This is a genomic window from Sodalis glossinidius str. 'morsitans' (assembly GCF_000010085.1).
Lineage (GTDB): Bacteria > Pseudomonadota > Gammaproteobacteria > Enterobacterales > Enterobacteriaceae > Sodalis > Sodalis glossinidius.
The window spans coordinates 2,203,652-2,218,471 of sequence record NC_007712.1; the positions used below are offsets into that span (position 1 = coordinate 2,203,652).

10 protein-coding genes and 5 pseudogenes are annotated in these 14,820 nt (G+C 57.5%); 6 read left to right on the forward strand and 9 right to left on the reverse strand.

Annotated features, from left to right (window positions below):
• Nucleotides 1-57 precede the first annotated feature (57 nt).
• From SGP1_RS11670 to manX, 3 genes are all read right to left on the reverse strand, one after another.
• Nucleotides 58-906 carry a PTS mannose transporter subunit IID gene (locus SGP1_RS11670; RefSeq protein ID WP_041866928.1) on the reverse strand — a complete coding sequence of 283 codons (849 nt, stop codon included), beginning with the start codon at nucleotides 904-906 and terminating at the stop codon, nucleotides 58-60.
• Nucleotides 907-918: 12 nt separating this feature from the next.
• Complete coding sequence (locus SGP1_RS11675) at nucleotides 919-1,719, reverse strand: PTS mannose/fructose/sorbose transporter subunit IIC (RefSeq protein WP_011411154.1); 801 nt, start codon at nucleotides 1,717-1,719, stop codon at nucleotides 919-921.
• Nucleotides 1,720-1,808: 89 nt separating this feature from the next.
• Entirely contained in the window at nucleotides 1,809-2,780 is a 972-nt protein-coding gene (gene manX, locus SGP1_RS11680) for a PTS mannose transporter subunit IIAB (protein ID WP_011411155.1), read from the reverse strand.
• Nucleotides 2,781-3,336: 556 nt separating this feature from the next.
• On the opposite strand from manX, the pseudogene SGP1_RS11690 reads away from it, so the two are divergent.
• Nucleotides 3,337-4,753 (forward strand): annotated as a pseudogene (locus SGP1_RS11690) (TerC family protein).
• Nucleotides 4,754-4,815: 62 nt separating this feature from the next.
• Here the strand turns inward: SGP1_RS11690 and SGP1_RS11695 are convergent.
• The 3 genes and pseudogenes from SGP1_RS11695 to pabB all read right to left on the reverse strand — a co-directional run bounded on the left by SGP1_RS11695 (nucleotide 4,816) and on the right by pabB (nucleotide 8,435).
• Complete coding sequence (locus tag SGP1_RS11695; protein WP_011411156.1) at nucleotides 4,816-6,180, reverse strand: L-serine ammonia-lyase; 1,365 nt, start codon at nucleotides 6,178-6,180, stop codon at nucleotides 4,816-4,818.
• 306 nt (nucleotides 6,181-6,486) lie between these two features.
• Nucleotides 6,487-7,078: pseudogene (locus SGP1_RS11700) on the reverse strand (CoA pyrophosphatase).
• Entirely contained in the window at nucleotides 7,071-8,435 is a 1,365-nt protein-coding gene (gene pabB, locus SGP1_RS11705; protein ID WP_041866930.1) for an aminodeoxychorismate synthase component 1, read from the reverse strand. The pseudogene SGP1_RS11700 and the gene pabB overlap by 8 nt, the downstream one beginning before the upstream one ends.
• Nucleotides 8,436-8,592: 157 nt before the next feature.
• Between pabB and SGP1_RS11710 the strand changes: the two are divergent.
• Nucleotides 8,593-8,769 (forward strand): annotated as a pseudogene (locus SGP1_RS11710) (YoaH family protein); the annotation flags it as partial.
• An 84-nt stretch (nucleotides 8,770-8,853) separates the two neighbouring features.
• Here the strand turns inward: SGP1_RS11710 and SGP1_RS11715 are convergent.
• The gene (locus SGP1_RS11715; protein WP_011411159.1) at nucleotides 8,854-9,207 is read right to left on the reverse strand and encodes a RidA family protein; all 354 of its coding nucleotides are present in this window, start codon (nucleotides 9,205-9,207) and stop codon (nucleotides 8,854-8,856) included.
• Nucleotides 9,208-9,449: 242 nt separating this feature from the next.
• Between SGP1_RS11715 and SGP1_RS11720 the strand changes: the two are divergent.
• The 4 genes and pseudogenes from SGP1_RS11720 (at nucleotide 9,450) to rnd (ending at nucleotide 13,528) form a co-directional block, all read left to right on the forward strand.
• Nucleotides 9,450-10,793 (forward strand): annotated as a pseudogene (locus SGP1_RS11720) (ATP-dependent DNA helicase).
• 30 nt (nucleotides 10,794-10,823) lie between these two features.
• Nucleotides 10,824-11,525: a tRNA (adenosine(37)-N6)-threonylcarbamoyltransferase complex dimerization subunit type 1 TsaB gene (tsaB, locus tag SGP1_RS11725; RefSeq protein WP_011411160.1), complete on the forward strand. Its 702-nt coding sequence runs from the start codon at nucleotides 10,824-10,826 to the stop codon at nucleotides 11,523-11,525.
• 62 nt (nucleotides 11,526-11,587) lie between these two features.
• Nucleotides 11,588-12,165 (forward strand): annotated as a pseudogene (locus SGP1_RS36395) (Slp family lipoprotein); the annotation flags it as partial.
• Between the two features lie 220 nt (nucleotides 12,166-12,385).
• On the forward strand, nucleotides 12,386-13,528 hold the full coding sequence (rnd, locus tag SGP1_RS11735) for a ribonuclease D (RefSeq protein WP_011411161.1): 1,143 nt from the start codon (nucleotides 12,386-12,388) through the stop codon (nucleotides 13,526-13,528).
• A 202-nt stretch (nucleotides 13,529-13,730) separates the two neighbouring features.
• On the opposite strand, the gene minE is transcribed toward rnd, so the two are convergent.
• Together minE and minD are read right to left on the reverse strand one after the other, a co-directional pair.
• On the reverse strand, nucleotides 13,731-14,000 hold the full coding sequence (minE, locus tag SGP1_RS11740; RefSeq protein ID WP_011411162.1) for a cell division topological specificity factor MinE: 270 nt from the start codon (nucleotides 13,998-14,000) through the stop codon (nucleotides 13,731-13,733).
• Between the two features lie 3 nt (nucleotides 14,001-14,003).
• Nucleotides 14,004-14,816, reverse strand: coding sequence for a septum site-determining protein MinD (minD, locus tag SGP1_RS11745; protein ID WP_011411163.1), 813 nt, complete (start codon nucleotides 14,814-14,816; stop codon nucleotides 14,004-14,006).
• Between the last annotated feature and the right edge of the window lie 4 nt (nucleotides 14,817-14,820).

Genomic DNA, 14,820 nt, shown 5'->3' on the forward strand with positions numbered 1-14,820 from the left:
TTTCCCCAAAAAAGCAAAAAAATCGGGGCAACATCCCCCTGTTTGGTAAGAATACGCTTACAGGCCCAGTAAACCGGTCCAGTAGCCGACAATACCGATAACGAAGAAGCCCATGATGATCCACAACGCGTTCACCTTGTGGCGCAGGAGCCACATACATCCGAAGGTTAGCAGCAGCGGCACCAGACCCGGCATCAGTTGATCCAGAATCGTCTGGACGGTGGTGACGGTGGTTTGTCCCTCGGTGTTGGTAATATGGGACACCACAAAGGGGATATTGACGTGGGTCCATTTATTGACCAACGCCCCCATAACAAATAACCCGAGGATGGACGCCCCTTCCGTCAATTTTTGCAGGAAGCCGCCGCCCATATCGTTGACGATATTGACGCCTTTACGGTAGCCATACGCCACGCCATAATAGCGGGTGGCCAGGCGCACCAGGTTGAACAGAACGAAAAACAGCAGCGGACCGAGCAAACTACCGCTCATGGCAATACCGGCGCCGAGGGCGGCGAAGACCGGCCGTACCGTACCCCAGAATATCGGGTCGCCGACCCCGGCCAGCGGCCCCATCAAACCGACTTTGATGCCGTTAATGGAGGCGTCATCAATAGGTGCGCCGTTGGCGCGCTGTTCTTCCATGGCTATGGTGACGCCCAATACCGGCGCGGCCACATAGGGATGCGTGTTAAAGAACTCCAGATGGCGTTTGATTGCCTGCTTGCGGTCGTCGTTGTTTTCAGGGTACAGGCGACGAATCACCGGCACCATGGAGAAACAAAAACCGAGCGCTTGCATACGTTCAAAGTTCCAGGATCCCTGGAAAAGGTTGGAGCGGATAAATACGCCGCGTACATCACCGGGCGTCAGTTTCTTTTGACCTGTAGCTGTAGTATCGACCATGTCTCTCACCTATTAATCTAGTTCATTATCGAGATCGTTAGCACCCTGCGCCGGTGCGGCCTGTCCTGCGGCCCGGTTATAGCGTGGGCTGAGCTGGATGTAGAGTATAGCCATGACCACGCCGATGACCCCCAGCGCCACCAGGTTGAAGCTGGTGAAAGCCGCGGTGACGAAACCGAGGTAAAAGAACGGCATCAAATAGCCTGTGCGCATCATATTGATGACCATCGCATAACCGACGACCATAATCATGCCACCGGCGATATTCAGACCGTTGGTGACGATTTCTGGAATCGAGCTGAGCATATTGTGCACCGCGTCGGTACCGACCGACACGCCCACGATGACCGCCGGAATGGCGATACGCATAGCTTGCAGCACCAGCGCCGAGACATGGATCCAGCTCAGCGCCGTCATGTTGCCGCGTTCGGCGGCGCTGTCGGCGGCATGCTGGAAGGCGACGGTGATGGTACGTACGATGATGGTCAGCACCTGTCCGGTGGCGGCCAGCGGAATCGCCAGAGCGATACCGGCGCCGACGCTTTGATTACCGGCTATGACCAGAATGGTGGAGATGATGGACGCCAGAGCGGCATCGGGTGCCACCGCGGCGCCGATATTCATCCAGCCCAGCGCGATCATTTCCAACGTCCCGCCGATGATGATACCGGTTTTCATGTCGTCCAGGACCAGACCAATTAAGGTACAGGCTACCAGCGGGCGGTGGAACTGAAATTCGTCGAGAATCGATCCCATGCCTGCGATACAGGCGACGACAAATATCAGTACAATTTGAAGCGTGGTGATCTCCATTGTACTTCTCCTCTTACCTTGCGTAATAGAGCGATGAATCCATTTCCAGGCAAATTTACGCTCTTAAGGGCGATAATGCGGCGTAGGGCTTAACTGCCGAGTTTTTTAATTAACTCCATCATCTTCAACCGGGAATCGCTGGACACTTTACGCACTTCCAGTTCAATCCCGCGATCGTTGAGTTTGTTGAATGCCTCGATATCTTTTTCGTCTACCGATACGGCATTGTTGACCTGGGTTTTGCCCTGGCGGAAGGCCATACCGCCGATATTGACTGAAGTAATTGCGACACCGCCTTCGACCAGACGCACCACATCGGTGGGGTTGGTGAATAACAACATGACGCGATCGTTGGCATATTTCGGATTGTCGTAAACACGGATTGCTTTCGCCACGTCAACCACATGAGCCGTGATGCCCGGCGGTGCTACCTGGGTGAGCAGGGTTTTACGCACCGTGTCCGTGGCCACTTCGTCGCTGACCACAATGATGCGTTTAACGTTGGTTTCTTTCGTCCAGCGAGTAGCCACCTGGCCATGGATCAGACGGTCGTCGATCCTGGCCAAACCGATAGTCATATGGCCGCCCTGACCGTTAGCCATCGGTGCGGCTTTCGCGACCGGGGCAGCCACCGGCGCTGCGGCAGCTGCGGCCTGTTCCGGTTCCGGGGTTTTCAGCGCCTTCACGCCGATACGTCCGGTTTCCACCGCTATCCCGACCAGCTCCTGGAAAGCGGGATTATCGTCGCGCGCCATGAAGGTTTCGGCCAGCATGGGGATATTGACGCCGGTGACGACTTCATAATTTTCTTTATCGATGACAATCCGGCTGCCGGCATTAAACGGGCTGCCTCCCCAGGTATCGACCAGAAATAACACGCCTGTTGTGGTATCAAGTTCCGCTAGACGGGCGGTATATTTTTTAATCAATGTTTCAGCGTTTTCGCCTGGGACGAAATCGATCCAGGCGACGTTATCTTGTGCGCCTAAAATCATTTCAGCCGTCTTCAGTAATTGCTCGGCCGCTGACCCGTGAGTGCCAATAACAATAGCTATACTCACTGGATACCTCCTGTATTGACAAAATGGGTTATGTGCTCCGCACAAGGGGTGTGTCGAGGGCCCTAACTCTTTGGTGGTATAACTGCAATGTCAGGAACGATGCCTGCCCTACAGATCGATCTGCTTCAGTTATTGGTTCAGACGATCATAAGTAAATCGCGATTTATTTTAGTATGTAAAAAAATAAAAATTGTGACGGCGCTCAGTTATTTAGTTACCGAAATCGGTAGAAGCGCACAAAAGAGTGTAGCTGGAAATGAACAAACGGCCTGAGGTGAAAAAGTTTTGTGCCGGAAGGGGAATCCCTGATACAGTAAAGCGTTTAAATTATAAAAGGAGCAAACAGCCCTCCGATTGACTGTCACCGAAGCCGTTTCATCAACTTTAGTCCGCCTGCGCGGCCATTCGTCTTCTTTCACTGACGCCTCGCGCTGGATCTTCTTTCGTCGTGTTTGATGAACGTTTGCCTCTTGGCGGTATGCCCCTGCGCGTTTGCCGGCAAAGATGCGGTTTAACCCTGTCATAACTACAGCCTGAATACCTTACGGAGTCTGTGATGGAATTCTTAATGGACCCCTCAATTTGGGTGGGATTGCTGACCCTGATCGTATTGGTGATCGTTCTCGGCATAGACAACGTGGTCTTTATTGCGATCTTGGCACAAATTGCCGCCCAAAAAGCGCGACCGCATGCGAATGGTGGGTCTTTCGCTGGCGCTTATCATACGTCTTGGCCTCCTGTCGTTAATATCCTAGATCGTCACGCTGACGCGGCCGTTGTTCACTATGGGGGGATTCTCCTTCTCCGGCCGTGACCTGATTTTGCTGCTTGGCGGGATTTTTCTGTTGTTCAAAGCCACCACGGAGCTGCATGAACGTCTGGAAAACAAGGAGCACGACAGCAGCGCCGGCCGTGGGTATGCCAGCTTTTGGGCGGTGGTGGTGCAAATTGTTATCCTCGACGCGGTATTTTCCCTGGATGCGGTAATTGCTGATGATAGGTCTTAGCCTGATTGCCGAAGGGTTTGGCTTTCACATTCCGAAAGGTTACCTGTATGCCGCCATTGGTTTCTCGATCCTTATCGAAATGTTCAACTAGATAGCGCGCCGCAACTTTATCAAAAATCAATCCGCCAAGCCGATGCGCGAACGTACGGCGGAGGCGATTATGCGGCTGATGGGCGGCAGGGCGCAGCGCGAAACCGGCGAGGACGATACAGCCAAAGCTTTCAAACAGGCGCACTTCGCCGAAGAGGAGCGGCACATGATTACCGGCGTGCTGTCGCTGGCCTCGCGGACGTTGCGCAGCGTCATGACCCCGCGCAACGAAATTACTTGGCTCGACTGCCAGCGGCCGGTTGCGGAGTTGCGCGCAACCTTAATGAACACGCCGCACAACATGTTTCCGGTCTGTAACGGCGAGCTGGATCAGCTTATCGGTATCGTGCGTGCCAAGGATTTGATGGCGGCGTTCGATAACGGAGAGCAGGTCAAGGCTTACGCGGCCGCCAATCCGGCGATTGTGGTACCGGAGACCCTGGATGTGCTTAAGCTGCTGGAGGAGCTGCGCCGGACGAGACGAAAGGCAGCATGGTAATGGTGTCTAACGAATTTGGCGTCGTACAGGGTTTAGTGACGCCGCTGAACGTCCTGGAAGCGATTGCCGGCGAGTTTCCTGATGAGGATGAGACGCCGGAAATCGAGGTCCACGAGGACGGTTGGCTGGCGAAAGGCAGTACCGATCTGCATGCCTTACAGCAGGCGCTGGACACCCAGGTGCTGTCGCGCGGACGGGACAATGTCACCTCTTTAGCCGGATTACTCCTGTCGCAGTGCGATCAAATGCCGATGGAAGGGGACGTGCTGACCCTTGACGAGTGGCGGTTTACTATCCGGCAGATGGTCGAGTACCGTATCGAACTGGTGTGGATTGAGCGACTGGCGCCGCAGCACGGTATGGATGAGGAAGAATAACCCCGAAGCGCCATAACCCCGTGAACGTTGCCGAAACGCTTACGGGGTCAACGCCTTGCTCGTCAGTCGCACTGTACCTTGATAGCCAGGCCGCCACGGGAGGTTTCACGGTATTTGGCATTCATGTCCTTGCCAGTTTCGTACATGGTTTCGATAACCTTATCGAGGGATACACGCGGCGCGCTGGTGCGGCGCAGTGCCATGCGTGAGGCGTTGATCGCTTTAACCGAGGCGATAGCGTTACGCTCAATGCAGGGTACCTGCACCTGACCGCCCACCGGATCGCAGGTCAAGCCGAGATTGTGCTCCATGCCGATTTCTGCCGCGACGCAGACCTGTTCCGGGCTGCCGCCCATCAGCTCCGTCAGGCCGGCTGCGGCCATGGAGCACGCCACGCCCACCTCTCCCTGACAGCCGACTTCAGCGCCTGAAATCGAGGCGTTCATCTTGTACAACATCCCGATAGCGCCGCTGGCGAGGAAATACCGCAGCCAGATATCGGGCGAAACGGGTTCGATAAAATGGTCGTAGTAAGCCAGGACCGTGGGTACGATGCCACAGGCGCCGTTAGTGGGCGCGGTGACAACCCGTCCGCCGGCGGCATTCTCTTCATTGACTGCCAGGGCGAACATATTGACCCAGTCTACCACCTGCATGGGGTCGGTAGAGTGGTTATCTCCTGCGATTAACATCCTCCTGAGCGCGGCGGCGCGGCGCGGCACCCGAAGCGGCCCCGGCAGCACGCCTTCGGTATTCATGCCGCGATCAATACAGGCTCGCATGGTTTGCCAGACGTTGGCGAAATACTGGTCTATCACCGCACGATCGTGCAGCGCGAGCTCGTTGCGCAGCACCAGACCGGAAACCGACAAGGCCGTATCGCGGCAATGGTCCAGCAGTTGCTGGGCGCTGTTGAAAGAATAAGGTACGCTGAGCTCGCAGGTCACCTCCTGGCCGAACTGAGCTTCCTCGACGATAAATCCGCCGCCGATCGAATAATAGGTCTGGCTGTAGACGCAGCGGTCTCCCGCAAAGGCGTGGATGCGCAGCCCGTTTTCGTGCCGCGCCAGATTCATGGGGTGAAACACCATGCCGCCTTCGCGCGGGAAATCCACCTCATGGGGCGTGCCCGCCAGCATCAGCCGCTCGCGCTCCGCCACGTCGCGCAAAAAGGCCGGCGTTGCGTCGATAGCCACCGTATCCGGGCTGTTGCCGGCCAGACCGAGAATGATCGCCTGATCCGTATGATGGCCTTTGCCGGTCAGGGCCAGTGAGCCGTAAACCTCGACGGCAATACGGGTGATGGTCGTCAGCAGATGTTTTTCGACCAAATCGTCCACAAATTGTTTACCGGCCTTCATCGGGCCTACCGTATGGGAACTGGACGGACCAATACCAATTTTGAACATATCGAAAACGCTGATCACGTTTGCTCTCCTTTACATTTTATAAGGCAACGGGCAGGTGGCATCGACCTGATTGTAATAGTTGAACGGGGATGACAGGTGCGTTTTCGCATGAAATAAACTAATGCCATTATCCGTGACGTTAGTTGCTCTCATCGCCCCTGCGGTACCCTACATTGAGCGAAAATTAAATGCAGTAGTAAAATTAAATGCCAATTAAAAATATACTATTAGTGTTATATTCTGCCTAATGTTGCTTATCGGGGATTTTAGCGAGAAAAAAGGAAATGAAAAGGACTCTGTGCCGTTAAAGGGAGCTGGCTCCCATTATTCGGTCGGCGGCCGAATAATGGGAGCCAGATGATAGAGAATCTGGGCGGTCATGCCCCAGATCATATGGTGCCGGTACCAGGAGAAATACACCCGCCGGGTCTGCATCCGCCGCTCAATATCCAGCGGGGTGTAGCTCGCCAGCGACAACGCTTCGGTAAGAGGGATTTCAAATATTTCCGCCACTTCGGCCTCGCTGGCGACAAAACGCCCGCCGGGCGCCAGCAGGCCCACGATGGGGGTCACCTGAAAGCCGCTACTGCTGTCCACCGGAGGTAGTTGTCCCAGCACCCGGACCCGGTGCGGATCTATCGCGACTTCTTCTGCGCTTCGCGCAACGCGGTCGCGACGGCGGAAGCATCGCTTGCATCGTCGCTGCCGCCCGGAAACGAGACCTGACCGGCGTGTTTGCGCAAAGACGCAGCGCGGCGGGTGAGCAGCAGCGTTGGTGTAGCATGGTAAATTATGGGAATCAGCACCGCCGCCTGCCGGCGGTGATAGGTGGCGTGGCGGGTTTCCGGCAACAGAGTTGGAAACGGGTGATAAACTCCGGCAACGTGAGCGGACGTTCTGTCAGGGATTCAGGCATGCAGCCGTTCCAGCAGAGGCAGCAGCGAGGCCGCTTTAGCCAGCGTCTCCTGGTATTCCGCTTCTTCATCGCTGTCGGCGACAAGGCCGCCACCGACAGAGCAGTGAATGTGCCGGTCTGCGACCAGCAGCGTGCGAATGGCGATATTGGTGTCCATCGTGCCGCAGCAGCTGATATAACCGATACTGCCGCACCAGGCACTGCGACGCTGCGGTTCCAGCCTTTCGATGATTTCCATTGCCCGCACCTTAGGCGCGCCGGTAATGGAGCCGCCTGGGAAGCAGGCGCGCAGCAGATCGCAGGGGCTGCGATCTGCCGGCAAAACGGCGCTGATCGTGCTGACCATGTGGTGCACTGCTGTAAACGTCTCTATGGCAAACAGCGATGGCACGCGCACGCTACCGGGCTGGGCTACACGGCCGATGTCGTTGCGCAACAGATCCACTATCATCAGATTTTCCGCCTGATCTTTGGCGGAGTCGGCCAGCCGTGCTGCCTGCTGGCGATCCGCCTCGGCATCCGTCAGCCGGGGTAATGTGCCTTTGATGGGGCGGGTCTGGATCTCGCCGCCGCGCAGGCGCAGGAAACGTTCCGGCGACAAGCTGAGCACCGTCGTCTGGTCCGCCAGGCGGATAAACGCCGAGAAGGGCGCCCGGTTGTGGGCCAGCAAGAGGCGGAACGCCGGCCATTCATCGCCATCGCAGGGGGCGCTGAAACGCTGTGACAGACAGACTTGATAGCAGTCACCCACCAGCAGGTGCTGCTGCACCTGGCGGAATTTATCGCCATAGTCGGCGCTGGTCATATTGGCGTGCCAGGGCCCGAGCAGATGAAACGGCGCGGGCGGCGCGGGCGGCGCTGCGGTTAACCGGGCAAGTATGGGGGTGGGATCGTCGTGGCTGACCAGCGTCACCGTACGGCGGTGATGGTCGGCCACCACCGCCCAGCGGTAAATCCCAATTGCCATGTCCGGCAGCGGGAGATCCTGTTGCGCCAATACCGGCAAAGTTTCGATGCCGCGGGCAAGATCATAGCCAAAATACCCGAGCGCCCCTCCCTGAAACGGTAATTCCGCATTCGGCGACGCCATCATGCCTACCGCCGCCAACTGCTGTTGCACCAGCGCAAAGGGATCGTCATCCCGGAGCTCGCACGTTTCCCCCCAGCGGACTTCAGTGACACCGTCACGCGTGACAAGCGTCACCGCTGGCGCGGCCACCAGGATATCGTAACGGCTATCGGGATGGTCACTATGACCGGAATGCAACAGTATCGACCAGGGCTGGCCGGCGAAAGGGGTAAAAAAATCCAGAACGGCATCGGGCCGATAGGGTAATGCTGTCAGTTGTGGCTGCATGGTCAAGCGCCTGTTCCCGATCGACGCGGCTTCGGCATCCTGCCCGCGTCGTGGTGAGTTATGAGTTTATGGCGCGATCCTAGCATAACTCCCCGTCATGGCGTAACCGGCGGCGTCATGAGATAATCAACGTAATCGCCGTAACCCAGAGAGAACGATGCTAAACGACATGCCCGCATTAACCCATGAACAGCAGCAACTGGCCGTAGAGCGGATCCAGGCGTTAATGGCCGAAGGAATGAGCAGCGGCGCGGCGATAGCGCAGGTAGCACGCGAGTTGCGCGCCGGCTACACCGGCGAAAGGGTTACCCTGCGCTGGGAGGAGGATACCGAGGTGCTTGAGACGCCGGCGGCGCGTGCCGAGACGGATCCTTATGATAGCAACCCCGATGATGATTAAGCGCAGGGTGGTTCGCCGTTATGACAACGCGGCGACGATTTTGATTTCGATTTTATAGCGCGGATTCATCAAGCCCGCCTGAACAGTACAGCGCACCGGCGCGCTGCCGGCCTCGACCCAGTTATCCCATACCGCATTCATCCCGGCGAAATCTGCCGCGTCAGGCAGGAAGATGGTGGCATCCACCAGGCGGCGTTTATCGGTATTGCAGCGTGCTAGCATGGCATCGATAGCGGCAAGCGCGCTGCGGGTTTGGCCGGTAATGTCTTCATCGAGCGCGGCATCCGCCGCCACGCTGGTGTAATAAAGGGTCTGATGGTGAATCACCGCATCAGACATTCGGGCGCCGGCATCAATACGCTGGAGGGTCATTGCATTTCCTTTCAGTGGTTGAGTGAAAACAACAGCATACCATACCGGCGCGGGAAGCCCAGCGTGCCCGATGGCGGTTGCGAAACGCGTTTGCGCATGTGGCAGGATGAAGGCTATCCGGGCGCGGCATAAAAAACAGGGCAACGCGCTGCGCGGGAGAGAATGTGACAGACGATTTTACTCCCCAGGGTATCCTGGCGAAAGCACTGAACGGTTTCAAGCCGCGAGAGTCTCAGCGCCTCATGGCTGAAGCCATTCGTGACGCCATCGGTGTGCAACACTCGCTGGTGGTTGAGGCAGGTACCGGTAAGACCTATGCCTATCTGGTGCCCGCCCTGTTCGCCGATAAAAAAGTGATTATTTCCACCGGCTCGAAAGCGCTGCAGGATCAGCTGTACGCCCGGGATCTGCCCCGTATCGCGCAGGCGCTGTCCTATCGCGGGCAGCTGGCCCTGCTGAAAGGGCGGGCCAACTACCTGTGCCTGGAAAGGATGGCGCAGCATGCGGCGGCGGGCGGCGCGCTGACGGCGGAAACGCTTGGTGCGCTGAGTCAGGTACGCGCCTGGGCGTCGCAAACCGAGGATGGGGACATCGCTAACTGCGGCGGCATACCCGAAGACAGCCCTATCTGGCCGCTGGTGACCAGTACTAACGATAATTGCCTCGGCAGCGACACCGCGCCCGGCTCAAACGCCTGCGAAACACCAGCGAGCCGGGATTTAGCTATTGGTACGAATGTAACGCGCGTCATTTTCTGCTGGCGCTAACGCTGTTGTCGGTCTCGAACCGCTTCCATGAAGTGATGGCGGAAAAGGCCGGTACCTGGATCTTCACCTCGGCGACTTTGTCGGTGAATGACCAATTAGACCATTTCACACAGCGCATGGGGCTTGAGAACTCTAAATCCCTGCTGCTCGCCAGTCCGTTTGATTATGCCGCCCAGGCGCTGCTGTGCGTGCCGCGCTTTTTGCTGGAACCACGGGAGCGCGGCGCAAAAACTGGCGCGGATGCTGTTGCCGGTGATTATCGCCAACCGCGGCCGCTGTTTCTTTCTGTGTACCTCGCATCAGATGATGCGCGATCTGGCGGTGGAATTTCGCGCTTCGTTGACCTTGCCGGTGTTGGTGCAGGGTGAAACCAGTAAGCGCGAAATCCTGCGCCAGTTTGTGGATGCCGGTAACGCGGTATTGGTGGCGACCAACAGTTTTTGGGAAGGGGTGGACGTGCGCGGCGATGTCCTGTCCTGCGTCATTATCGATAAACTGCCTTTTACCGCGCCGGATGATCCGCTGCTGAAAGCCCGTATTGAAGATTGTCAGCTGCGCGGCGGCGATCCTTTTGCCGAGGTGCAGATCCCGGAGGCGATCATCGCCCTGAAGCAGGTTGTCGGCAGGTTGATACGCGATAGCGATGACCGTGGCGTGCTGATTATCTGCGATCAGCGACTGATGACCCGCCCGTACGGCAAGGTTTTTCTGCAAAGCCTGCCGCACCCGCTCGCTCGAACGCACCATCGCCTTTCTAACCGGCGGCTGAGGGCTGTATCCCCTTGTCGCAGCGGGTGTGTTATTATAAGCGCCCGTTAAAGTTCATTGTGTTTCCGCCTGAGGTTTGGCATGTCTACCCGCATTTTAGCCCTTGATACCGCGACCGAAGCCTGTTCCGCCGCGCTGATGCTCGACGACGATGTCCTGCTGGAGCGCTTTACCCTCGCCCCGCGCGAACATACGCAGCGCATTCTGCCCATGGTGGACAGCCTGCTGGCGGAAGCCGGTATGACGCTTAAAAGCCTGGATGCGCTGGCGTTCGGCCGCGGTCCCGGCAGTTTTACCGGCGTCCGCATCGGCATCGGCATTGCCCAGGGACTGGCGTTGGGGGCCAATCTGCCGCTTATCGGCGTATCCACGCTGGCGGTGCTGGCGCAAAGCGCCTGGCGCCAGACCGGTGTTTGTCAGGTATTGACTGCCATCGATGCGCGCATGGGTGAAGTGTATTGGGCGCCCTATCAACACCAAGCGGGCGTTTGGCTGGGTGAGGAGCGCGAAGCGGTAGCGGCGCCCGAGGCGCTGGCGTCGCTGGGGGCGAGTCTGTCGGGCTGCTGGGCCACCGCCGGCACCGGCTGGCAGACCTATCCGACGCTCTTTCATCATGAGGGGTTGACGCTGGTTGCGGGGCACACGTTGTTGCCGAGCGCGCGGGACATGCTACCGCTGGCGCTGCATCATTATCGCCACGGCGGCGCTCAACCGGTGGCGCTTGCCGAACCGACCTATTTACGTAACGAAGTGGCATGGAAAAAGTTATCCGGCCGGGGCTGAGCGCTAAACTTATCCGGTCGGTGCGGGTCAAAGTAGTAGATTAATTAACGAGATAAAGCACTATGTTTAGCCCAAAAGCTTTACCTGTATCGATTCGCCGGCTGGTGTCGGTCGGCTTCATGGCGGCTGTGTTAACGCTTTCCGGGTGTGTGACGGTACCGGAAGCCATCCGCGGTACCTCCCCCCCCCGACGCCGCAGGATGATTTGGTGAGGGTGATGAATGCCTCGCAATTGTACATCGGTCAGGAAGGGCGCTTCGGCGGTAAAGTGGTTAAAGTGACCAATGGGACCGGCCGCACCCGTCTGGAAATCGCCACTGTTCCGCTGGACGACGGCGCAGTGCCGTTGATGCATCGGCCGTCTGTGGGGCGCATCATTGCCCAAATTAACGGCTTTGTGGAGCCGTCCGATTTAAAAGGCCAATGGATTACCGTTGTCGGCCCGATTACCGGCACGGAAAAAGGGCATATCGACAAAGCGGACTACACCTACATGGTCCTGCAGGTAAACGGTTATAAACGCTGGCGGGTGGTGCGTCAGGTCTCGGCGCCTATGGGGCCTCCGTTCGGGCCGTGGGGCTGGGATTATCGCTACGGTTCCCCGTGGGGCCCGAATACGGCCCAACCTAGGGGGGTACTACGGCGACATGCGGGTCGACACCGTGCTGTCGGATTAACCCCGCGGCGCTGCCCGGGTTCGCTGACGCCTGGCGCGCGAGAGGCCTGCGGCAACGACGGGCGTAACCGCTTCCTCACTCGCCCGGTTGAAAACGTGCCGGACGCCTGGCGGTTTACTCGGCACCGCGCAGGCCTGTTTAGGCGGCCGTCATTTTTCCCCTATCACGTAATAAGAGAGAGCAGTGTTAGATTATCAATTGATTACCACGGATCAAGCATTACACGACAGATGTCAGCAAGTCCGTCAGCATCCCTGGGTGGCGGTAGATACCGAATTTGTGCGCACCTGCACCTATTATCCCCAATTGGGACTGATTCAGATGTTTGACGGCGAGGCGTTGACGCTTATCGATCCGCTGGCTATTACCGATTGGCAACCTTTTATTGCCCTCCTGGCGGATGAGCAGGTAACCAAATTACTGCATGCCTGCAGCGAGGATCTGGAAGTGTTCTGGCATAGTTTCGGCCAAATGCCGGTGCCGATGATCGATACCCAGGTGCTGGCCGCGTTTACCGGCCGCGCGCTTTCTTGCGGTTTCGCCGCGCTGGTAGCGGAAACGCTGGATGTCACGCTGGATAAAACCGAATCCCGTACCGATTGGCTCGCGCGCCCGCTAAGTAAACGGCAGTGTGACTATGCCGCCGCCGATGTGTATTGGCTGCTGCCGATGGCGCACAAGCTGATAGCGCAAACGCAGCAGGCAGGCTGGTGGTCGCAGGCCAGCCAAGAGTGCGAGGCTATTTGTCAGCGGCGCCGCGAGGTGGCCGATCCTGAACAGACCTATCGGGATATCGCTAACGCCTGGCAACTGCGCACGCGCCAACAGGCCTGTCTGCAGCGGCTGGCCAGCTGGCGTCTGAACAAAGCCCGTGAGCGTGATATGGCGGTCAATTTCGTCGTCCGCGAAGAGCATCTGTGGCAGGTGGCGCGCTATATGCCGGGGTCGCTTGGCGAATTGGAGCAGCTTGGCCTGAGCGGGCCCGAAATTCGCTACCACGGCCGGGCCCTTCTGGCTAAGGTGCAGGAGGCGCAGGCCCTGCCGGACGAGGCATTGCCCGCGCCGGTGCTGAATCTTGTCGATCGTCCCGGCTATCGCCAGATGTTTAAAGCGCTAAAAGAGCAAATCCAACTGACGGCTGCAAAGACGGGGCTCAGCGGTGAATTGCTGGCGTCGCGTCGCCAAATTAACCATTTAATCAGCGTGATGTGGGGGCTGACGCCGCCTACGCGGGAGCCGGACCTGATTAGCGGTTGGCGCTGCGTGCTGTTCGGCGCGCAATTAGTGGCAATATTGCGTCAGGGTCAGAGTGAAGCGGGCCTGTAACGGCCGCGAAGGCCAACGCCTGGCGTCTGTGGCCGACCTGTCGCTTAATGACAGGGAGCGCAGACGGCGCTTCCCTGCCCGGCATCAGCGCGAATATCGGGCGATTCAGGAACGTCACTGGCCAGGCGTGCAGAGCCTACGGCGGGTCCATAACGGCGCTGGCCGCCTGCCGGTCGATTGCAGGCGTGTCAGGCGCAGACGCTTATTTCGTAGTCTCTTCCGTTTCCGGCAGGGTCACGTTCAGCTCCAGGATCGAGATATCCCCATCCTTTTTTTCCAGCTGCACCGAGAGCATTTCGGGGTCGATTTGCACATATTTGCTGATGACCTCAAGCAGGTCACGTTTCAGCTGCGGCAGATAATGCGGTTCGTTATCGCCTCTGCGCCGTTCGGCCACGATGATCTGCAGCCGTTCCTTGGCTATATTGGCTGTCGATTTTTTACGGGAGAGAAAAAAGTCTAGCAATGCCATGGTTTATCCCCCAAACAGGCGTTTCAGGAATCCCTTCTTTTCTTCTTCGATGAAGCGGAAGGGACGTTCTTCCCCTAACAAGCGATCAACCATATCTGAATAGGCCTGGCCAGCATCAGATTCCTCATCAAGAATCACCGGCTCACCCTGGTTGGAGGCCCGCAATACCGATTGATCCTCGGGGATCACACCCACCAAGGGAATGCGTAGAATTTCAATGACATCTTCCATGCTAAGCATGTCGCCGCGGCTGACGCGTCCAGGATTGTAGCGGGTCAACATCAGGTGCTCTTTGATTGGCTCCAGACCATTTTCGGCACGGCGCGATTTCGACGACAGGATACCCAATATACGGTCTGAGTCACGCACCGACGAGACTTCCGGGTTAGTAGTGATAATGGCTTCATCGGCAAAATACAGTGCCATCAGGGCACCGGTTTCAATACCGGCCGGTGAATCGCAGACGACAAAATCGAATTCCATCGTGCCTAAATCATTCAACACTTTTTCCACGCCCTCTCGGGTCAGGGCATCTTTATCCCGCGTTTGGGACGCCGGCAGGATATATAAATTTTCGGTCCGTTTGTCTTTTATCAGCGCCTGATTCAGTGTGGCATCACCCTGGATGACATTGACGAAGTCATAGACCACTCGGCGTTCACAGCCCATGATCAAATCAAGATTTCGCAGCCCGATATCGAAATCGATCACTACGGTTTTCTTTCCTTTGCGGGCTAAACCGGTAGCGATGGCCGCGCTCGATGTGGTCTTGCCAACCCCCCCTTTACCCGAAGTAACAACTATAATGCATGCCATAAAT